This is a genomic window from Flagellimonas halotolerans, assembly GCF_035818535.1.
Classification (GTDB): Bacteria; Bacteroidota; Bacteroidia; order Flavobacteriales; family Flavobacteriaceae; genus Flagellimonas; species Flagellimonas halotolerans.
Window position 1 is genome coordinate 174447 of record NZ_JAYKYV010000006.1, and the last position, 21333, is coordinate 195779.

Consider the following 21333-nt stretch of genomic DNA (forward strand, 5'->3'; position numbering starts at 1 on the left):
AACAAATGTAAATGAATGAATGATGAAAATATTGAAATCTAAAATCTTGTTTTTTGTCCTAACTGCCTTGACGACCCATGTTTTTGGGCAAGTGGGGACAAATGGTGAGGACAGAAAAGAGGAAGGTAGACCCGTTCGGGAATACAATCTTGTACTGGAACAGAACAAATTGACCCTCGGTGGGGTCACTGCCGATGCAATGACCATCAACGGAAGTATTCCGGGACCGGTCTTGGAATTCAACGAGGGTGACCTCGCCCTGATCAACGTGACCAATAAGATGGATGTGGAAACCTCCGTACACTGGCATGGATTGATCTTGCCCAATTTTTATGACGGGGTTCCCTATTTGACCACACCGCCCATAGAACCTGGCACAACTTTCCAATATCGGATTCCGATCAACCAATCAGGTACCTATTGGTACCATTCCCACACCATGCTACAAGAGCAAAAGGGGGTGTATGGCTCGATATTGATCCATCCCAAGGAAAAGACGTTGGACTACGATAAGGATTTGGTCGTGGTGCTTTCCGATTGGACGAACGAAAAGGCCATGAACGTGCTCCGAAACCTTAAACGGGGAAACGAATGGTACCAGGTCAAAAAAGGGACCGCGGTGCCCTTGAGTAGGGTCATCAAGGAAGGTGCACTAGGTGCACAGCTCAAATTTTGGCGAGATCGTATGGAGGGAGCGGATATTGCGGATATCTACTACCCCGCATTTTTGACCAATGGGAAAACATTGGCCGAATACCCTGATTTCAAACCAGGGGAAAAAGTGCGGCTCCGGTTCGTCAATGCCTCTGCCTCCACCTATTATTGGATGGATTTCGGTGGCGGTAACCCCATGGTGGTTTCCGGGGATGGTGTCGATGTGGAGCCTGTTTCCAAAAGTCGTTTTCTTTTTGGCATTGCCGAGACCTATGATGTCATCGTGACCGTTCCTGAAGGCACTTTGGAGGTAACGGCCACGGCACAGGACGGCTCCGGGCATACTTCGTTGCATTTAGGGCAGGGAACGCTTTTTCCCGCAACGACCATCGATAGGCCCGACAAAGTGGCGATGATGAAACAAATGGCCCAAATGGACATGAAAATGGGAGCTCCGGCAATGGCCGGCAACAAGAAGAAAAATACACCCGAATATTTGATGCAAAAGTATGGGATGCAGATGGACATGAAGGATGGCAGCATGGATATGGGTATGCACAATGGGATGTCGATGGATAAGACCGAAATGAGCGGTCAAAAGGATAAACCCATTGCGAAGATGGATGATAAAAGGCCTATGAATGCGAATGAAGATCATAGGCACATGGAGATGGATAAAAAGATGGGGGATATGGCAGGAATGGAAAAGGATTCAACGTCAATGAAATCCACCGGACATAAGGATAAGATGGAAGACCCTATGGTTCAGACTATGCCAATGATGCAGAAAGACACTTCAGCTTTTGATTACGATACCCGTAAAACGTATTTCAACTATGATTTCTTAAAAGCAAAGGAAAGTACTACCTATAATGCCGATCTGCCCGTCAATGACATTCTGTTGAACCTGACGGGAAATATGCAACGGTATATCTGGAGTATGAACGGTGTGCCACTTTCAGAAACCGATAAGATCAAGATCAAAGGTGGGGAAGTAACCCGGATCACCCTCAACAACCTGACCATGATGCACCATCCGATGCACCTCCATGGGCATTATTTCAGGGTCATCAATGAGAATGGTGAAAAGTCACCCTTGAAACATACGGTCAATGTGCCGCCCATGCAGAAAGTGGTCATCGAATTTTATAATGAAGAGTACGGGGATTGGTTTTTCCACTGTCATATCCTCTATCACATGATGGGGGGCATGGCCCGGGTTTTCAGTTATGATACCCCAAGGGATGTGAGGATGAAGGATTTTCCTGTTCAAAAGTTGGTAGATGAAACTGACCATTATTATGCTTGGGGTGCTGCCAGATTGGGTTCCAATTTTAATGAACTCTTCCTTGTTTCAAGTAATATCAGGAATGAATTTGGGGTACGGGCAGAATTTGACTACGACCAAAATGCCGAGGTGGAATTCAATTATAACAGGTATCTCAATGACTGGGTACGGGTCTATGCAGGGGTGAACACGGAAACCTCCATCCCTGATTCCTATGACCGCTTCAATACAGTGGGACTGATAGGGGTCAAGTATTTTACCCCATACCGCTTTAATATGGATGTGAGTATGGACCACCAGCTGCGTCCAAGAATAAGGTTGGATAGGGAACTATTGCTTTTTCCAAGGATTTTCCTCGAGGGGGAATATGAATATCGGGCCGATTTTGGATGGGTCAACGATTTGGGGAATTCATCCTATGAAAGTGAGACCCAATGGCTGGTAGGGGCCTCCTATATCCTTTCACGTAATTTTTCAATCCAGGCCAACTACAACAACCGATATGGTTGGGGCGGAGGCCTGCTAGCCCGTTTTTAAATGGTAGAATACAAAAAAAATAGCCTGAGTTTGACCCGGATCGCTGCATTGGGTGCCATCTTTTATTTGATCATGGATATCGGGATCCATTGGGGGTCCTAAAAAATCTACGAAAGGAAATCGGTGCAAATCCCATTATCCTCATTACGGCCCTTGTGCTGGATGTACTGGTGTTGGGCGTCTTTATTTGGTCAAAGGCGGGTAGTGACCCCTTGGTGGTCATCGTTGCCCTTGCATTGATGGTGCTTATTTTTTTCGGGGAACGATTTTTTTTGGGGAAAAAGCGTACGGTCGAGGAAGAATAAGGGCTGAGTGCCTGCGTGGGAGAAATGGAAAATTAGATGAAAAAATTAAAATAGTAACAATAATAGGGGATAATACAAAAATGCTTACCCCGGGCAATCAAAACGAGGAATTAATCTTAAAATCAATTACAATGAAAAGAACAACAGTTACATTAAGTACAATTGCCATTGCGCTTTTGACCATTACCGTGATTTCCTGTAAGGACGGTAAGAAGGAAACAAATGACAAGGAAGGAGCCCATATGGAGATGGGAACGGAAGAGGGCCATCACCATGAGAGCTCTGCGGGGGAAATGGACCACGGGACCATGGACCATGATATGGGTTCGTCCGATGCACAGGGCACATCTGTGATCGATAGCTACCTCCAACTGAAGGATGCCCTGGTGGCGGACAATAAGGATGAAGCGGCCAAATCGGGCCAAGCCTTGGCCAGTGCCTTGGGCAGCTTTGATATCAGCGGATACGATGAACAGCAACAGAAGGAGCTGTCCGATATCATTGAAGTGGCCAAGGAACATGGGGAGCATATCGCCAAAAGTGATATCGGTCACCAACGGGAACACTTTGAGGGACTGGGCAAGGATATGGTCGATTTTATTGCCATAACCGGGACTTCCAAAACCTTGTACCAACAATTCTGCCCCATGTACAACAACAACCAAGGAGGAACGTGGCTCAGCGCAAGTAGCGAAATCCAGAATCCATTTTTTGGAAGTAAGATGTTGACCTGTGGTAAGGTGCAAAAGGAAATCAATTAAATGAAAGTACTGAAAATCATAGCATTGGTAGTGCTGTTGGGATTTGTGGGCATCCAGTTTGTGCCCACAGATCCCAACTTGAGCGATGTGGTTCCCGATACGGACTTCATGTCGGTGAACCAGGTTGCCAAGGATATCGAACACGATTTGCGGGTATCTTGCTATGATTGCCACAGTAACAACACCCAATACCCGTGGTACAATAAGGTCCAACCCATCGCCTGGTTTTTGGAAGAACACATCAAAGAGGGAAAGGAAGAACTCAATTTCAATGAATGGGGCGACTATTCGGATCGAAGAAAAAGGAGCAAACTAAAGTCCATCGCAAGTCAGATCGAAGACGATAAGATGCCCCTATCTTCCTATACCCTGATCCATAAGGATGCAAAATTATCGGTGGAAGAGAAAGAACGGATATTGACCTTGGTAAATGATCTAATGGAAGAATTGGATAATTGAAAATGACATGGAAATTACCCTAAAACCGGGACAAACGATATTGCTATTGTTGTTGGTCATGTCCGGTTACTATGAATGAGGAAATAAAGTCCTGAAAGGGAGGGGAACACCCAAAGTTGATTGGTTGGTGAGTTAGTTAGTTAATCGTTCCCTTCCCTTGTCAGGCACTAATGGAAAAAAAGGATGAAAGATTGTTGTCGTGACAATGGACCTGTGCAGCCGAAAAAGGCCATTTTAAAAAAATGGTTGGACCATATCCTGTATGGGATCGTCATTTCGATTGTCCTGGGAGCCTTTATCATACAATATATACTAACCTAAACAATGTTAAAACAAACTAATGAAACGTATTACTTTACAGATTTTTCTAATGGCCGTATTTCTCACAGGGACAAGCTTTGGCCAAACAAACCCTAACAAGGAAAACCTAGACCAGGACAGGGCCGCTGTGCTGAGGATTTTGGAAAGCTATAAAGAAGCACTGCAAAATTTGACCACGGAAGGTACCTTGGAGCTTTTTGCGGAAGATTCCGAAGTTTTTGAATCCGGGGGCGTGGAAGGCACCTATCAACATTATCTCGACCATCATATAGGTCCAGAACTTGGACATTTCAACAGTTTTAGGTTTTCGGATTATACCATTGAAGTGAAGGTGGAGCTACCCTTTGCCTTTACTACGGAAAGCTATGTCTATACCATTGGCCTAAAATCGGAAAATGGAGGTGAGGGCAAAACGATCAGCAGAAAAGGGGTTGCCACCACCATCCTTAAAAAAACGGATGGGGATTGGAAAATTGTAAAGATGCATAACTCCTCACGGAACAACGGGAAGAACTAATGGTCGGAAGAAAAACATCGATGAAGGTCAGAAAGATACATAGATATCTTGGCCTATTTATTGGGATCCAGTTCCTAATGTGGACCATCAGTGGACTATATTTTAGTTGGACGGACATTGACGAGATCCATGGAGATCAATTCATCAAGGAGCATCCGGACCAGTCAGAATTTGGGAATTTAATTGCTCCCAATGGACACGGGAACGTTAAAATCAAATCTTTGGAAATGAGAAATATAGGGGGAAGTCCCTATTATTGGATCAATGGCGGGGTTTTGATGGATGCACAAACGGGGGAGATCAAAAAGGGTATCGATGAACAACAGGCCTTAGCCGTTGCTTCACAGTATATGTTGCCCGAACTTAAGGTCAAAAGTGTTGAAAGACTCACCCAAACAGGTGGGCAGCACGAGTATCGTGGACGTCCATTACCGGCCTATGTGATCACCTATGAAACGGATGAAAACCTTAAAGCGTATGTCTCAGAGACCGATGGGTCGTTTCAACGTGTAAGGCATCGGTCCTGGAGATGGTTCGATTTTTTGTGGATGACCCATACTATGGACTATGAGGGACGGGACGATTTTAACACCATGGTTTTACGGATTTTTTCCCTGATGGGATTGATTACCGTTTTGAGCGGATTCTTGTTGTGGTATGTCAGCTCACCAACGATCAGAAAATTATGGAAAAGGCGATAGTTCAAACACATTGACATATTATTTGGCAAAGGACTCCTTAGGAGCAAATAGTTGACTATTGTGCCAGTTGAACCATTTTTGGAAAAATGAGCGAACTTAGGAGGCAAAGACGAAAGAAAAAAAGGGGGCTGGCGAAAAAGAAACGGGATCCGGCCAAGAATAGAAAGGAAAAAAGAAAGAAAATCCTTGGCATATTGGCCTTGATATTGATCGTTATATTGGCAGTGGTCGTCATTTTTTTGAAGGCCCTGTGGAAATTCACTGCATGATATGGAAGTTGGGTCCAGTAAATCGAAAGATGTGTTGTACATCAAAAACATGGTCTGTCCGAGATGCATCATGGCCGTCAAAGGTATTTTGGACGATGAGGGCATTCCCTATATGAATGTGTCGTTGGGTGAAATAACCCTCAATGGGAAAATCACGCCTGAAAAACGGGAAGGTCTCAACGAACGACTTGAGAAAATTGGATTTACGATCATCAACGATCGTAAAGGTCAGTTGATAGAACAGATCAAAAACCTAGTGATTGAGGCGATACACTACACCGGACCCATGGAAAAGGTCAAATGGCCCGAATACCTTTCCGATGGATTGCATCTTGACTATAAGTATCTTAGTTCGCTGTTTTCCGCGGTGGAAAGCATTACCTTGGAGCAATATATCATCAACCAAAAGATTGAAAAGATTAAAGAGTTTCTTGTTTATGATGAATTGGGCTTAAAAGAAATAGCGTTTCAATTGGACTATAGCAGCGTTGCCTATTTAAGCAACCAATTTAAAAAAGTTACTGGAATGACACCTACACAATTTAAGAAAAGTGCCATACAAAATAGAATATCGCTTGATGATATTTAACCTCTACCATTAAGGGCGCAATACCTTTCCAAGGAACCAGCCTCCTAAACGCTATTTAAAAAACACCTTTCTTCGCAAATGGGTCAAGGTTTGTTTTTTTTCAAACAACGCCCTTATACAGAAAGTGTTACTTTTCCCATACGTGTTGGAACCAACATTGTTGATTCTAGGTGTAAAATTGTTAAAATAAAAAATGATCACAACATGAAAAGAAGATACCAAATAGAAGGAATGACTTGTGATGGCTGTAGGGGGCACGTTGAAGAAACTCTTTTCAATGTGGCCGGTGTAGCCGATGTAGCGGTCGATCTAAAAAACGCAGAAGCTACAGTGGAGTCGCAATTTGAGGTCCCCCTTGAAAAGCTACAAAAAGCATTGGAAAATAAGGGGGGTCATTATAAAATACAATCGATGAACAAAGCCAATTGAACCGATATACGATAACTGGGACAGATAAATTGTCAGGCCTACAATTGGAATGGAACAATACAATACTCGAAAGTCAAGGAATAATCACAATAACCAGATAAAATTTGCACAATGGAAGATAGTCAAAGAAAATCCAATAATTATTTAAAGTTTTTTGCGATGATTGGTACTTCAATGGTCGCCATGTTTTTTTTAATGTACACCCACTCATATCAAATCATTGATCACTTTTGGTATAGTGAGACTAGATTTTTCATGACTTTGATCATGGGGGGATCGATGATCATTATTATGCTGCTATATATGCTACAGATGTATAAAGACCGACGCAAGAACATGTCAATATTAGCCTTGGGTGTTTTGTTGATTGCAGGTGGGATATGGCTGGTCAGGAGTCAGGTTACCGTATCAGGAGTAGACTACATGGAAGGAATGATACCCCATCATTCCATTGCTATTTTGACCAGTGAACGTTCTCAAATAAAAGATGTCAGGGTACGGGAGCTTGCCAATGAAATTATCAAGGCACAACGCAGGGAGATAATGGAAATGCAGTGGTTGATAAACGACATCAAGGAAAATGGAATAGTGGAAACCGAAGCAGGAAAAGAAAAGCGGCCTATTCCTAAATTCGAGGGATCTCTTAGGGAAGAAACAAAGAATCTGGCCGAATGAGAGGCGATTATTTACTACCAATGTTCTTGTTTTGCCCCAAGTTCACTACAATGGTTTGTCCTATCGAATATATTCTAAACTGATCGGGGCAAATTCTCCAAAAAAGATTGACGTGGGCGAACCTGATTTCATAGATGTTGCCGAATTCTATAAACCACTCACCAATTATAAGTACTTGACGAGGAAAGATAAAAGTTGATTTTTCGGAAAATTCTACAACTCTTTCAGTAAATAACGTAACAGTCCATTTTAGGTCTATTCTGAAATTTGTACCATACAAATTGGAGTAGAAAATGGATGCAATCGATATTATTGAGGACACCGAAAGGAAAGCGAAGACGGTGTCAAAAAAATCTTTCCCGGTCACTGGAATGACCTGTGCTGCCTGTGCATCCAGCGTGGAATCCATGCTGGGCCATACGGAAGGGGTCTACAATGCCAGTGTCAACTTTGCCAACAGTACGGTCCTTGTGGAGTATGACAGTGCTATGGACCTAAGCGATCTTCAAAATGCGGTACGTCAAATCGGTTATGATATAATTGTGGATGCCGAGGATCCTACCGAAGTACAGGAAGAGCTTTCGAAAAAGCATTATGTATCCATAAAAAAGCGAACCCTTTGGTCCGCTATTTTGACACTTCCCATTTTCCTTCTGGGGATGTTTTTTATGGATTGGGTCCCGGGTAGGTGGATTTCATTGGTACTTGCCGTTCCTATCCTGTTCTGGTTTGGCCGAAACTTTTTCATAAATGCCTTCAAACAGGCCAGATTCGGTAAGGCCAATATGGATACCTTGGTCGCACTCAGTACGGGCATTGCCTTTTTGTTCAGTGCATTCAATACCTTTTTTCCTGAATTTTGGCTCAGTAAAGGCATGGAACCCCATGTATATTATGAGGCGGCCACAGTGATCATCACCTTTATTTCATTGGGGAAATTATTGGAAGAAAAGGCGAAATCAAATACATCCTCCGCCATAAAGAAATTGATAGGGTTGCAGCCCAAGACCTTAAAGGTGATAGCAGATGGGGAGGAAAGGGAAATCCCTATTTCTTCGGTCAAGGTAGGTCAAACGATATTGGTCAGACCGGGAGAGAAAATCCCTGTGGATGGAACGGTGTCCAAAGGAAGTTCCTATGTTGATGAAAGTATGATCACAGGCGAACCCGTCCCTGTAGAAAAGACAAAGGATGAAAAAGTTTTTGCCGGTACCGTAAACCAAAAAGGAAGCTTTCAGTTTGTAGCTGACCGGGTGGGAGGGGAGACCCTTTTGTCCCAGATCATCAAGATGGTGCAGGAAGCACAGGGGAGCAAAGCGCCCGTACAAAAATTGGTGGACAGGATTGCCGGTATTTTTGTTCCTGTGGTAATGACGATTTCACTGGTGACATTTATCACCTGGATGTTCCTGGGAGGTGAGGACGCTTTTACCCATGCACTGTTGACCGCAGTTGCCGTATTGGTAATAGCTTGTCCCTGTGCGCTGGGTTTGGCAACCCCCACGGCCATCATGGTGGGAATCGGCAAGGGGGCCGAACACAATATTCTCATCAAAGATGCGGAAAGCCTGGAGTTGGGTTACAAAGTGAATGCCATTGTCCTGGATAAAACGGGTACCATAACTGAAGGAAAGCCTGTGGTGACCGATATGGTCTTTGCGGACCATGTGACCGATCACAGGGCCCTGGAGCAAATTTTATATGCCATGGAAGGACAGTCCGAACATCCCTTGGCTGAAGCCGTGGTCTCCTTTTTAAAAAATAGAAAGGTAAATCCGGTCGAAATTTTGAACTTCAATAGTATTACAGGAAAAGGTGTTCGCGCTGAGGCATTGGATGGAACCCAATACCTTGTGGGCAATCATAAGTTGATGGTCGAAAAAGGAATCGCCATGGATGACAACCTGGGGCACATGGTCGAAGGGTTAGAGCAGGAGGCCAAAACGGTCATATACTTTGGCGGTGGAGGCAAGGTGAAGGCGATTTTGGCCATTATGGATAGTATAAAGGAATCCTCAAAGGAAGCCATACGGGAAATGCAGGGGAATGGTATGGAAGTTTACATGATGACCGGTGATAACAAGATGACCGCCGAAGCCGTATCACAACAGGTGGGTATCAAAAGCTATGAAGCCGAAGTACTCCCATCAGAGAAAGCTGATTTTGTGAAAAGGCTTCAAGAAAGTGGAAAGGTGGTCGCCATGGTGGGCGATGGTATCAATGATTCGCAGGCACTTGCCCAAGCAGATGTCAGTATCGCGATGGGCAAAGGGTCCGACATTGCCATGGATGTCGCGAAAATGACCTTGATCACCTCTGATTTAAATGCCATTCCCAAAGCGTTGAAGCTCTCCCATAAGACCGTTATAGGTATAAGGCAAAATCTTTTTTGGGCCTTTATATACAATATCATTGGAATTCCTATAGCTGCAGGGCTGCTGTATCCGATCAATGGATTTTTGTTAGATCCGATGATCGCTGGTGCCGCTATGGCTTTTAGCAGTGTATCGGTCGTATTGAACAGTTTGAGGCTTAAAACGATTAAACTATAGTAATCTTCTAATTTAAAATCGATGAACATGAGTACATTACAATTCAAATCAAATATTAAGTGCAGTGGGTGTGCCAATACCGTAAAACCATTTTTGGATAAGGTGGATGGCGTGACCGATTGGTCTGTTGACTTTGCCTCCCAAGACAAATTGTTGACCGTACAGACTACAAGTGCTACGGAAGAGGAAATCACTTCTGCTGTTGAATCGGCTGGATATCATTTGACCAAGAAATAAAGGAATGTCCAGAAGAATATATTAAATGGTTCGAATAGGGTTGGGGGTTACCTTAATCCTATTCGGGTTGTATAAGTTTATTGGATTTTCTACACAACTTCGGTATAGGCATGGTCATTGGTAGTATTGAAAACATCGCAAGATTCAGGTATCACTGCAATCAAAACCTCTAAACTTGATTGTGTCCATCATGTAAGGTGGGCCAGTAATGGCTTGGCTGGAACACCGGTGGCAAAAATCTAAATCTTGTAATTTATACAGCTAGTTTAAAAATGACAATCAAAGTTCTTATTATATCTGCTTGTCGATAGGGCGAATAGATACTCATCTTGTTTGTGATGAGATTTTGAACTCACAAAAATTCCTTTGTCTATTTTGATTTAAAATTAAATAAAACAAGATGGTGTGGTTTGATTTTAAATATCGATATTTACGTTGTGAAAATCATTATTTCACACGAAGATGTCCTATGGGATGTCCTATTTTGGGAAAATCGACATAATATTCTGGATATTAATGGGTTAGCGCCTCTTCAAGAGGTCAGTCATCCCGACGAACCGCCATATAGGCAGAAACAAAGCACTGTTAATTGAATGATTATCAGTGCTTTTCATTTTTTATGATACCATTTGATATCATTTGAAACCAAGTTTTTGGTGTGCAATAAGGTGTGCACACCGGTACACAGATTGTTGTAGTTTTATGTATGAACGATTGAGGTTAAAGGGCAGTCCGACCAATAACAATTGTTCAATTAAAACGATTACAACATGCGGACAGACAGTACTTTAGGAATCAATTTCTTCGTCAGGAAAAAGCGAAATGACCCGAACATTTACGATATATATGTTCGTATAACGGTCAAAAAGAAGCGTGCAGAAATAAGTATCAAACGAGACATTCCGGTGTGCAATTGGGATAAAATGCGGGGAAAAGCGTTTCCGACCAGTAGAACCATGGAAGATTTGAACGCATATCTCGATACCGTCTATGGGGAAATCCTCAATGTTCATAGGGAGTTGCACATGGAAAGGGCATTGATAACGGCAAAATTGATCAAGGCGAGGTATGTCGGGGAGGATGAAGTGAACCACACCCTTTTGGAACTTTTCGAATACCACAATACAAATATGGTCAACACCCTAAAGCCTGGCACCATGAAGAATTATTACTCCACCGAGAAATATTTGAAGAACTATATAATTACCAAACTCAAAACAAGTGATGTGCCGCTCAGGGATCTGAAGCACAAGTTCATTTTGGATTTCGAAAACTATATCAGGACTTTCAAACCAAAGAAGAACAGGAAGACCTGTACCAACAATGGCACCATGAAGCACTTGGAACGCTTGATGAAGGTTGTCCGATTAGGGGTCAGGTTGGAATGGCTGGACAAAGACCCGTTTCGAAACTTTAAACTGCGTTTTAGTAAGTTTGACCGAAACTATCTTACACAAAGGGAGATTGATTTGATTGACGACACCAATTTCTCGAGTATAGGCAGGGAGAGGGTAAAGGATGTCTTTCTTTTCAGTTGCTACACCGGACTCACCTTTATGGACATCAAGCTTCTGACCAAGGATAATATCAGCAAAGGTATCGACCGTAATTATTGGATCTATACCAAGAGAATCAAGACCAATGAGCCTGTAAAGATCCCGATGCTGCCCAGGGCCGTGGAGATCATGAAAAAATATGAAGAGGCACCAATGGAGGATAGCGGTCTTTTGCCCGTTTATAGCAACCAAAAGACCAATGCATATTTAAAGGAAATAGCAAAAGCCTGTGGGATTCACAAGAACGTATCTTTTCATATGGCCCGACATACGTTTGCGACAACCGTAACATTGTCCAATGGTGTTCCAATTGAAACGGTATCAAAAATGTTGGGACATAGTAAACTCTCAACCACCCAAATTTATGCAAGGGTCTTACAGGAGAAAATAGGGGAGGACATGCAGAAGGTAATGCATATTTACTCCAAGAAGACAGAACTAGACACCAAGTCCGGAATTCAATAAGAGAGAAGTTAATTTTAGGAAATTAATTATTCACACGCTCAAAATATGATGTCCCATTGGAATAGGACAATGAAAAGAGCCTAAAAACAAAGGGCTAGGAGATTTTTAAAAAATTCAATGGGATACCTCATGCCCCATGAGTTAGTGACTTCTAAAAATTCGAAAATTCATAGACAGCCCTAAAATGTTGGGACCAACGGCCACAGGTCGTAGCGGTTTTCCACTTTTTGGAAAAGCGGTAGAGCAAGACGACAACACGCCAAGGCGGAGTTGTTTTCATTAAATATCTAACAGACAGTTCATTATATTTTTTTAAGAAGGAATTTCCTGGAAGTCATTGGGACATTGGAATCTCGGAACTATTAAAAACATTTAGAATCTACTAGGACATTAAAGCTTTTATCCGGTTTATTGAATTTAAAGCTGTCCTATTTTTAGGGAAGGCTACAAAAGGGGTAAGGCTACAGTTACCATTGTTTTGTGTAGTGTTTTATTCATTGTTTTTTGCTAATAATTCCATTACGGATTTAACAAATGTATCTTTTATTTTTTTATTTAAATCCCTCATATTTTTGTAGTTACTTACATTAATTCGGTTCAGAATATCATTTGCGATATTTTCAGGAAGTTCAAAATCAAAGTTCTTATTGAATTTTTCAATTATGTTTTTAATTCTGAATTCTGTGAACTTTTCCTTGTGGCTATGAAATAAAGGCATAAAGTATCCTTTATAATCAAATCTTGACCTTAATTCTGGTGAGATTCGTTTTGGGAATTCGTCTTTATTGATATTAGAAGTAAAAATAATAATGAAGCCGTTCAAGTCAATTTCTTCTGCAATTGAACTGACCATTTTTCCGCTTTCGAGAACGTCTAAAAAGTAATTAAAAAGAGTTGAGTTTGACTTTTCGAATTCGTCTATTAAGATGATTCCAATATCAGAATCTTTTACTCTAATGAAGAGTTCTCCACCTTCACTACCTATATAACCTCTTGGACTACCTATTAATGAATTCAAGGAATTATCACTACTGTAATTCCCAAAATTAATTTTAGCAAGTTTTTTCTTTCCACCAAGTGATTTATGAATTGCCCTTGCTACTTCTGTTTTTCCAACCCCTGAATCTCCCATCAAGAATAATGATAATATTTTGTGTTCTCCCAGTTTGTTGAAAACCCTGAAGTTTCTTATTAATTCTGTGAAATCGTCTTTGAATTTTTGGTGACCATAGATTTGATTTTTAAATGAACTAACAAAATCTTCAATTTCATCACTATCAAGGTCTATAATCTTTCTGTGGTTTAATTTTTTAGATTTCACAGTATTTTCTACATCGTTGTACTCGACATCTATATCTTCAATTAAATCGATGTCAACAAAATCTTCAAAGCAATATCGTAATTCGTGCTCAAATAATTTTTTATGTTCTTTATCAGCTATGAAAATTGTATTGAGAGGAAATTTTGGAAAAACTAACTCTGCATTGTATTGCAATCTGTCAAGTCCAGATAGAGATGAAATATCTACAATCTGGATATCTTCATTCACTTCGTTTATTTTATCAAAATTCAGTAATCCATCTGTGATACTTATGATTTCTTTGCCTTCTTCTGATTTTAAGGCTTTATAAAAGTTGAAGTACAACTTATCAAAAAAAAGTAATTGCTCTCTCATTGATAAGTTTATTGATTTGGAATTTCTACATTCTGTATTATTGCTAATAAATCTATATAATGAAATTCTTTGTCAGCATCTTTTGAACTTGCGAATAGAAAACCTGTGTTCTCATTTTTTACTGTGTACTGACTGTCTTGAATTTCTTTAACATCATCCTCTTTATTAGCCATCATATTCTGCATTGTACCTATTTCTTGAAAAAACTCTAAAGAATTTTTTAGAGAATCGATTTTAATTTTTCCTTTGTACAATCCAACAATTGAAACTTTGCCAATAAACAAGTCATCAACACTATAAGAACTTTCAAATTCGCTCTCAAAAGTCAAAGGGATTTTAACTAATAATTCCTCAGTACTTTTCGCTATCACTCCTTTCATTTTATAGGCATAGTCTTTGAACATAGAATTGAATAAATTATTTATATCAAATCCATTTGCTCCAGGTATGTTCATTCCCTTAAAAGAACCACTTGTAAACAGTTTAACAGTTCTTAATTCAGGTTCATTTTCTAAAGTCAGATTGACATTATCTACCTTTATTAAGCTCCCTTCTTTAATGCTGTCAAAACTTGTAGTCAGTTTGCTTTTTTCAATTATCTCATTTAAAATAACTGATTTCGTTGTTTTAATCTCGAAAGTTTCAAGTACTTTCTGTGAATCTGATTTAATATTTTTGCGTCCAATTTCTCCATCAATTGACGCACCAACTATGTTAAATAGATTAAGAAAATTAACGCCTAATTTCCCTCGATAATCTACTTCCTTTCCTTCACTAACGTCAGTCTCCTTTTCTTTACTTAATGCAATGACATTACTTAACATCATTTTGATTTCGTAAACTTTGGGAAAATTAATGTAGTAGATGTTAAATATCATTATTTCAATTTTTTAGCGGTTTTCTTTGCATTACACACAACGGTTCTGTATATGGCACGTAGCAAGGTTGTAAGTTGCGGATATTCAGTATAGTTTTGGGTTTTTTTGTAGGAAATACAGTTCAGTAGACAACAAGGTAGCTATGGGCTATATACATTACTGTAAGCAGTTAATTTTGACTTGGGCGACTTTCTATAAGTTGCAATCTATATTTCAAAGATTGATGAGTTCGAAAATCTTTTTCAATATTTATTTTTAAATTTGGGAGACTGGATACATATTCCCATCGACCTTGTTTTTTCTGACCAATTATAGAATTGTTAAATAAAAAATTTAAATCTTTTCTCAAATCTCCTTCTGTTGCTTCTGAAAACTCAAGCTTGTATTTATCTGAAAAATCTTCAAATTCAAAAGTTTCAACGCTAATTATCTGTAGTACAGTAAGTAATCTTTCAATATTCGGAAATTGATTCGACCATTCATCTATAATTTCGTTATAAACACTTGTGGAAGCTTCTACGGCAGCATCATAGAGCTCCTTCGAAGTGTATAGGCCAGTTTTATTTGCCGTATGCTGCTCCCTAATTTTATTAAAATACACTATTACATCGCGCGGTCTGAAAAATGATCTTCTCGTTATAAAATTAAATGGTGGCGTTCCTTGACGCACATAGGTAACTTCAAATAATGCCCCACTTTTTTTACTCATATCTAAATCAAGATCAGATGGTTTATACTTTTTCACCCGTTCAAAAAACATATCATCTAAAGATTCATTAGTCCAAGAGATTACGATTGCCGTATCTTGAAACAACTTATTTTTATCATTAAATTTCAATGTATCATAAATATCAGTTCTTAAAAAAGGAATTATTTTTAAGTTCTTATTGAGTTTTGAATCCGTAGAAATGTTTCTAGCTACGTTAATCAAATTTATTAAAACCTTGCTGTATTCTTCAATCTCACTACTTAACCAATTCTCATCTAACTGGTCCATTATTATGAAAAATTTAAAATCACCCACATTATTTTTAAAAATAGTTTCAAAATAATTCAATAATGTAAAAGCATTACTTCTTAAGTTGGACTGAAGCTCTTTATTGTCAGCTACTTCATCAAATGAAACTTCTCCAACATTGAAATCGATATCTTCAAGGTCAGCACCAGGTCCTTTAAGTTTTTTTATTCTTGCAAGTTTTGAAAATAAAACTTCCAACAAAGTTGGATCTGGATTACCAAAAACTTTGTTGATATATTTTTTTGCCCATTTTAATTCTGATGAGAGTGATTCGCCTTTAAGTTCTTTTAACTCGATTAGTTTTGAAATGAGTTTTACAAAAAAAAGAAAGCGCCAGCTTTTTTGATATGCGCTTAATTCACCAGCAAGTGATTCCTTATAAAGTCGATGAGCAGGCCAAGGATAATCCTTGAAATTTAAAGAAATTACATAATTACCATTTAGCTCGTCTGGTTGTGAAGATTCTAAGTATTTAAAAATAGCCGTTTTTCCTGTGCCTTTTCGTCCAAGAACTAGCCAATATTTCCTGTTGAGAATCTTTTGAACTTCTGGTGTTTGCAAAAAGTATTTTTGTAATTCTGAATCTGTTTCTGCTGAAACTTCAAATTCTGGCAACCAATCTTTAATATCGATCATAATTTTTTTTTAATTGCTTACAACTTGTTTATATGCTGAACTTTATTGGGTATATACTGCAAATTTGGTTGACTATGCCCAAGATTTTACACAAAGCATTGTTTTTAAAAGGCTAACTGTAAATTTAGGGGGATGAATCTAAAAGTAAGAATTTTCAATAAACTGGAAAATGTGGAATTCCGTAAAGAGTTAAAAAAATTTCATTCAATTCAAAAGTTGAATTGCTTTCGTTTTTGTTTTGCTGTGCAAAAGAAAAATGTAAAGCAAGAGGGTAACAGGCTAGCGCCATGTTACAGGTATAAGGTTTATTGCAAAAAATTCATTTTCAATTAATTATATAATTTTTGTAAATGATTTAAGGAGAGATATTTGAAATTTTTCACGGAAAAGTACCGTCAGCCCAATAAAACCGACAAATTTTTCACGAAAAAATGTATGAACAAGGTTAATTATAGACCCATCGATCTATGTAAAAGACCGGCTTGAGATTATATTGGTTTTCAAGAAAACCTTCACCAAATCGGGGTATCCACATAGCAACTGACTTTTTCAATTTAGAGGTTCACAGTATGTTTTATTTACAACCCTATCTCTCATTAATGCCTTATCGTTAAAATTCCTAGAAATATTTTTTATTATATCACCAAAATTATCTTTTCCGTCTCCCTTATTGTGATAAAAAACTTTAATGGATGCGCAATTATCACTTTCAAAGATAGTGTTTAACAAAGTTCTATCTGAAGTCCCACAAGAATGACCCATTATCATAATTTGATAATTCCCACTATTAACAAATTCTAAAAGTCTTTTGTAATTATCAGTATCTAAATATCTTATAGATTTGATGTTCTCTAAATAATCGTTATTGTTCAGTCTCTCTATTTTTTTGTAGTCATCATCTAGTTCATCTCCAAAACCAAAAATTATAGGGTTTTTATCTTCTTTTCTGTTGCTTCCATGGATATGGATGAAATCGACTGTCTTTCCATTTCTCCATTCTGGCAATCTATCTGGTATTTGATAATGAAGTTCGGTAAATGTGTAATTAAAATTCAAAAAAAGTGTATGATTAGGTATAAAATCGAAAAAAACTTGAGCATCCTGAGATAACATTAATTGTTTGAACTTTTCTTTGTCTGCATCTACTCCTATTGCCGATATGAGAGAGAATCTTTTTTCTGACAAATCAGTTCTATCTATTTGACCTTCCTTAAAAGCCTTTGCGTCTTTAACAAAATCAGTATATTCCATGTCAATTTTTTGATTTAACGAACTCTCAGAAAAATCTCTTAAGTTGAAATTAGAATATATTTTTCTCCCAATATTATGTCGAGTTCTTGGGAAATTTACGTTTTTATTTTTATCAAATTCTAACTCTATTTTTACCAAATATTCCTCTAATAAGTTTTTTATTCTATCAAATTCCTTATTCAGTTTCTGAATAGTGTAATCTAATGTCCCTTGCTCATTGTCATTAAAAGATTTTTTAAGTAATTCATAATATTCGATTTCAATATCTACCCAATTCAGTTCTTTTTGTCTTTTTGTAAGTATTTCTAAAAACTTATTCTTGAATGAAAAATCAATATTTTGTGATTTTAAATTAGTTAATAAATCTTCAAAATTTGCTGCCTCAATCTTTGTTGTCGTTCCCCAAGGGCCATAAATTTCACCTACTTTAATTTCTTCATTTTCAAATGGAATTCCTTGGCTTGTAATATTATTTGCAGCCGCATTTTGCAATTGTGCAATTATATTTTTCCAGTAATCCTTAAGAAAATGATTATAGCTAGTTTTCATACCATGCGCCAAATCGAAACCATTTCCAATAAGTATGATTCTATTCATCAATTATCTCACTTGTTTTTGTTCAACTTGTTGCCAACTTTTATAGGGGGGCTTAATTATTTGGCATAATATGCTTTAAGTCTATGCACAGATTTTTAAATTTTAAATAATAGCTTTAACTAAGTGGATTACACATTTCTGGGGGATGAAATTAAAAGTAAGGATTTTCAATAAATCGGAAAAAGTGAAATTCTGTAATGGTTTGATTTGAATTCCAAACTTGGATTGCTTTCGTTTTTGTTTTGCTTTGCAAAAAAAACGTAAAGCAAGAGGATAGCACGCAGGCGCGATGCTATTGATTCATTTTCCTTCGGAAAAGCTCATTTTTAGGATGTTTTTTAAAAATAATGGTTATTGCCATTTACATCATTTTTGACTAAAAAAGGCCTCCATTCCAGTAAAATCAATGGATTTTTGACTAAAAAACGGTAATTTGTTGTGGCCCTTAGATGTGGATTTCATTCCACTTTTAACCCTGTTTAAAATTTCTAGAGTATACCCATTTTTCACGGAAAAAGGTGTTCGGCCCAGTAAAATCAAGGAATTTTTCACGGAAAAAATGGATGGACCAGATATATTATTGATGCTTCTATCAATTCAAAAAAGCCACTTGATAATTATTTTGGGTTAATAGAAAATCTGCGCTAATTTTTGGGGTATTTACACTTTAGCCTACTAGATGAATGGCTGTCATCAAAGAATACTGCATTCCGGTATGGTTTTTCAGTGAATTGTATATGGTGTTTAAGCTTATTGATTGTTATTGTTGGCGTATATCCCACAAGTTGTATGTGTTGTTCACACTTAGTGAGTATAATTCCCGACCTCACCCTATGGGTGTACAAGCACCCTCAAAATCTAATTGTCAGCCAGTAATAAGTTCAATACCCGCTTTCTTGGCCTTGTATTTTATTTTGGTCATTAGTTCATAATAGCTCCAGTTCCTTAATACAAATTCTTCTTCTTTGGCAATCCCGACTTTGTCCTCATGGTTCATTAAAATAAGCGTTCCCGCCTGATGCTTGATACAGAAATCTATAAGTTTTCTACTGTATACGTGTATGCGGTGTGCCACATAATTACTTTCTGTGTTATTGTACTTGTCAACTGCTTTAAGTTTTCTTTTTTTTCCTTTCCCTGATCTGGAATAGGTCGCCCCAACCTGTGTCCTTCTCCGGGCAGCCTGTATAGCCAACCTACGATATAAAAATTCTTCCTTGGTGCCGATTGTGAGTCTGTTTTTTCCTGTTTTCACAACTATGGGATATTCCAAGGACAATGATGCTTCTGCTATGACCTCTGGTTTTAGGCTATGCTTTTCCGTCTCGATTTCAAACACCGCTAACCAAAAGATTTTTCCGCCATTCAGTTGAATATTCGAAGCACATAGCTTGACGTTGCCTTTTACCAAACGCTCCAACAGCATTCGTTTGTCCGTAAAATCCTTGCCCAAGTAGGTTTTAAATGGAACCCGGTACAAACGGAAACAAAAGGCTTTCTTCTCTTCATCATAGACAAGCCGACTTATACCCTGTAAGCCAAAAGGAAATGCCATGTCCTTCTTGAAATTTGGCAATGAGCGTTCGCCCTTCCAGTATTTAACCCTATTTTTATTGAATGAGGAAATCAAGCCATGGTTCAGGGTGGACAATATGTTTGTCGGCATTTCTCCTTTGAACCGATCAGATACCACTCGATAGGTAGTGTTCATTCTGGAACGTTGCAGGATTCCTTTTTCATCTTTTTTTTCATCCGCCAATTTATATTTGATCCCCTCCGATAGATAAGAGAACTCCTTTATCATTTCTTGGACATACAGATGTGTAACGATGATGTTGGCAGCTCTAAAGCATCGGTCCCGCCATTGGTACATCATATCCATAACCTCCTTTTTTTCGTCCTTGGTAGGGAGGTCGATCAATAATTGAATCTTTCTGGTGTGTTTTAGCGTAGACTTTCCCATATTAAACTGATTGTAATTGCAATTGATGATTTGCCTTCATTAGCCTATAAGCTTTCATGAATTCCTGATGGACTTCCTTTTGGGACAGTTCAAGTTCTTTGGCTATTTCAGAAAAGGAATATTTCAGATCACAGCGCATTTTAAGAACTTTTGCCTGCTCCTCGCTAAGCTCCCCACTGAACTTGATTTGATTTGTCATGTTGTCACTGGAATCGAGTTTGTTTCCTTGATGGACTATGGTTTTAATATCTTCAATGGCTTCCTTTATTTCCCTACTAGTTTCATGGATGCCTTTACCCATTACCTTGGAAATAGCCTTGTACTGGAAGCCATATTTTAAACAGAGTTCAATCAAATGCCTTTTATCGGCATTCAATAGGGGAAGTATACTTTTGATATGGTCGAAGGATTTTTGCTTCAATTCCTGATCATCGAGGTTTTCAGAATCATTTACTGGATCATATCCTACCATGTAGTCTTGGTAATTGTCATAATCCTCCAGAGAGTTGACCTTCTTGTGGAACTTATATTTTGGTTTTCTATAATATGAAATACATTCCCGTTTCATTACAAACCTCAAGAAATAGAAAATGTGTTCAGGAGATTCCAATTTGTCCCTATTGATCCATAATTTTAAAAAGGTATCCTGGACAAGGGATTCTATTAAAAAATCATCGTTAAGCCATTGCTTACCTATCCAAAGTATACTCCTAAAGTATTTGGCATGGATATGGTCCAAAGCAGAAGTATCGCCAATTTTTAAAAGTTCAAAATCACTATATAACATAACAGGCCCCGTTTAAGATGGTCAATGCACCATGGTTAAAATTGATTATGCTTTAAAAGCTGATGCGATTTCTTAAAAAAGGATAAAGAGAAGATAGCTTTGAAAAGTTGAGAAAGCCCCTTTTAAATAAGATAAAGAGGGCGTGAATACTTAACTTATAGCATCAAGGTACTGGTATACCGCACGACAATAAGTAAGCTCACGCCCGGGCCG

The 21333-nt window shown here is 38.6% G+C and carries 18 protein-coding genes; 12 read left to right on the plus strand and 6 right to left on the minus strand.

Annotated elements, in window-relative coordinates; genetic code table 11:
* Positions 1-22: 22 nt before the first annotated feature.
* The 12 genes from VM932_RS09265 (at position 23) to VM932_RS09320 (ending at position 12315) form a co-directional block, all read left to right on the plus strand.
* Positions 23-2479 carry a multicopper oxidase domain-containing protein gene (locus tag VM932_RS09265; protein WP_119618935.1) on the plus strand — a complete coding sequence of 819 codons (2457 nt, stop codon included), beginning with the start codon at positions 23-25 and terminating at the stop codon, positions 2477-2479.
* Between the two features lie 89 nt (positions 2480-2568).
* Positions 2569-2784 (plus strand): hypothetical protein, encoded by a 216-nt coding sequence (locus tag VM932_RS09270; RefSeq protein WP_326278543.1) that lies wholly within the window; start codon positions 2569-2571, stop codon positions 2782-2784.
* Between the two features lie 131 nt (positions 2785-2915).
* Positions 2916-3545, plus strand: a complete 630-nt coding sequence (locus VM932_RS09275; protein WP_119647252.1) for a DUF3347 domain-containing protein — start codon at positions 2916-2918, stop codon at positions 3543-3545.
* Complete coding sequence (locus VM932_RS09280) at positions 3546-4004, plus strand: heme-binding domain-containing protein (protein ID WP_326278544.1); 459 nt, start codon at positions 3546-3548, stop codon at positions 4002-4004.
* 340 nt (positions 4005-4344) lie between these two features.
* Positions 4345-4842, plus strand: a complete 498-nt coding sequence (locus VM932_RS09285) for a YybH family protein (RefSeq protein WP_119618910.1) — start codon at positions 4345-4347, stop codon at positions 4840-4842.
* The gene (locus VM932_RS09290) at positions 4842-5543 is read left to right on the plus strand and encodes a PepSY domain-containing protein (protein ID WP_036385860.1); all 702 of its coding nucleotides are present in this window, start codon (positions 4842-4844) and stop codon (positions 5541-5543) included. Before VM932_RS09285 ends, VM932_RS09290 begins: the two co-directional genes overlap by 1 nt.
* 270 nt (positions 5544-5813) lie before the next feature.
* The gene (locus VM932_RS09295; RefSeq protein WP_036383511.1) at positions 5814-6401 is read left to right on the plus strand and encodes a helix-turn-helix domain-containing protein; all 588 of its coding nucleotides are present in this window, start codon (positions 5814-5816) and stop codon (positions 6399-6401) included.
* A 204-nt stretch (positions 6402-6605) separates the two neighbouring features.
* Entirely contained in the window at positions 6606-6830 is a 225-nt protein-coding gene (locus VM932_RS09300; protein ID WP_326278545.1) for a heavy-metal-associated domain-containing protein, read from the plus strand.
* Between the two features lie 336 nt (positions 6831-7166).
* Positions 7167-7505, plus strand: coding sequence for a DUF305 domain-containing protein (locus tag VM932_RS09305; RefSeq protein WP_235855789.1), 339 nt, complete (start codon positions 7167-7169; stop codon positions 7503-7505).
* Positions 7506-7798: 293 nt separating this feature from the next.
* Entirely contained in the window at positions 7799-10057 is a 2259-nt protein-coding gene (locus tag VM932_RS09310; protein ID WP_119641097.1) for a heavy metal translocating P-type ATPase, read from the plus strand.
* 27 nt (positions 10058-10084) lie between these two features.
* A complete protein-coding gene (locus VM932_RS09315) occupies positions 10085-10294 on the plus strand; it encodes a heavy-metal-associated domain-containing protein (protein ID WP_051947607.1) in 210 nt (69 codons plus the stop codon).
* A 770-nt stretch (positions 10295-11064) separates the two neighbouring features.
* The gene (locus VM932_RS09320; protein WP_326278546.1) at positions 11065-12315 is read left to right on the plus strand and encodes a site-specific integrase; all 1251 of its coding nucleotides are present in this window, start codon (positions 11065-11067) and stop codon (positions 12313-12315) included.
* Positions 12316-12805: 490 nt separating this feature from the next.
* Here the strand turns inward: VM932_RS09320 and VM932_RS09325 are convergent, their stop codons facing one another.
* The 6 genes from VM932_RS09325 to VM932_RS09350 all read right to left on the minus strand — a co-directional run bounded on the left by VM932_RS09325 (position 12806) and on the right by VM932_RS09350 (position 21120).
* Positions 12806-13990 carry an AAA family ATPase gene (locus VM932_RS09325; protein WP_326278547.1) on the minus strand — a complete coding sequence of 395 codons (1185 nt, stop codon included), beginning with the start codon at positions 13988-13990 and terminating at the stop codon, positions 12806-12808.
* A gap of 8 nt (positions 13991-13998) precedes the next feature.
* On the minus strand, positions 13999-14868 hold the full coding sequence (locus VM932_RS09330) for a hypothetical protein (RefSeq protein ID WP_326278548.1): 870 nt from the start codon (positions 14866-14868) through the stop codon (positions 13999-14001).
* A gap of 169 nt (positions 14869-15037) precedes the next feature.
* Positions 15038-16522 (minus strand): P-loop ATPase, Sll1717 family, encoded by a 1485-nt coding sequence (locus VM932_RS09335; protein ID WP_326278549.1) that lies wholly within the window; start codon positions 16520-16522, stop codon positions 15038-15040.
* Between the two features lie 549 nt (positions 16523-17071).
* Positions 17072-18370: an AbiH family protein gene (locus VM932_RS09340; protein WP_326278550.1), complete on the minus strand. Its 1299-nt coding sequence runs from the start codon at positions 18368-18370 to the stop codon at positions 17072-17074.
* Between the two features lie 865 nt (positions 18371-19235).
* Positions 19236-20333: a hypothetical protein gene (locus VM932_RS09345; protein ID WP_326278551.1), complete on the minus strand. Its 1098-nt coding sequence runs from the start codon at positions 20331-20333 to the stop codon at positions 19236-19238.
* Between the two features lies 1 nt (position 20334).
* Positions 20335-21120, minus strand: a complete 786-nt coding sequence (locus VM932_RS09350; RefSeq protein ID WP_326278552.1) for a sigma-70 family RNA polymerase sigma factor — start codon at positions 21118-21120, stop codon at positions 20335-20337.
* Between the last annotated feature and the right edge of the window lie 213 nt (positions 21121-21333).

What these genes read in the sequence shown, in the direction of transcription:
- VM932_RS09310 (WP_119641097.1), top strand. Translation starts at nt 7,799, where the DNA reads ATGGATGCAATCGATATTATTGAGGACACCGAAAGGAAAGCGAAGACG.
- VM932_RS09295 (WP_036383511.1), top strand. Translation starts at nt 5,814, where the DNA reads ATGGAAGTTGGGTCCAGTAAATCGAAAGATGTGTTGTACATCAAAAAC.
- VM932_RS09320 (WP_326278546.1), top strand. Translation starts at nt 11,065, where the DNA reads ATGCGGACAGACAGTACTTTAGGAATCAATTTCTTCGTCAGGAAAAAG.
- VM932_RS09315 (WP_051947607.1), top strand. Translation starts at nt 10,085, where the DNA reads ATGAGTACATTACAATTCAAATCAAATATTAAGTGCAGTGGGTGTGCC.
- VM932_RS09340 (WP_326278550.1), bottom strand. Translation starts at nt 18,370, where the DNA reads ATGAATAGAATCATACTTATTGGAAATGGTTTCGATTTGGCGCATGGT.
- VM932_RS09335 (WP_326278549.1), bottom strand. Translation starts at nt 16,522, where the DNA reads ATGATCGATATTAAAGATTGGTTGCCAGAATTTGAAGTTTCAGCAGAA.
- VM932_RS09330 (WP_326278548.1), bottom strand. Translation starts at nt 14,868, where the DNA reads ATGATATTTAACATCTACTACATTAATTTTCCCAAAGTTTACGAAATC.
- VM932_RS09265 (WP_119618935.1), top strand. Translation starts at nt 23, where the DNA reads ATGAAAATATTGAAATCTAAAATCTTGTTTTTTGTCCTAACTGCCTTG.
- VM932_RS09300 (WP_326278545.1), top strand. Translation starts at nt 6,606, where the DNA reads ATGAAAAGAAGATACCAAATAGAAGGAATGACTTGTGATGGCTGTAGG.
- VM932_RS09305 (WP_235855789.1), top strand. Translation starts at nt 7,167, where the DNA reads ATGTCAATATTAGCCTTGGGTGTTTTGTTGATTGCAGGTGGGATATGG.
- VM932_RS09350 (WP_326278552.1), bottom strand. Translation starts at nt 21,120, where the DNA reads ATGTTATATAGTGATTTTGAACTTTTAAAAATTGGCGATACTTCTGCT.
- VM932_RS09280 (WP_326278544.1), top strand. Translation starts at nt 3,546, where the DNA reads ATGAAAGTACTGAAAATCATAGCATTGGTAGTGCTGTTGGGATTTGTG.
- VM932_RS09275 (WP_119647252.1), top strand. Translation starts at nt 2,916, where the DNA reads ATGAAAAGAACAACAGTTACATTAAGTACAATTGCCATTGCGCTTTTG.
- VM932_RS09290 (WP_036385860.1), top strand. Translation starts at nt 4,842, where the DNA reads ATGGTCGGAAGAAAAACATCGATGAAGGTCAGAAAGATACATAGATAT.
- VM932_RS09345 (WP_326278551.1), bottom strand. Translation starts at nt 20,333, where the DNA reads ATGGGAAAGTCTACGCTAAAACACACCAGAAAGATTCAATTATTGATC.
- VM932_RS09325 (WP_326278547.1), bottom strand. Translation starts at nt 13,990, where the DNA reads ATGAGAGAGCAATTACTTTTTTTTGATAAGTTGTACTTCAACTTTTAT.
- VM932_RS09285 (WP_119618910.1), top strand. Translation starts at nt 4,345, where the DNA reads ATGAAACGTATTACTTTACAGATTTTTCTAATGGCCGTATTTCTCACA.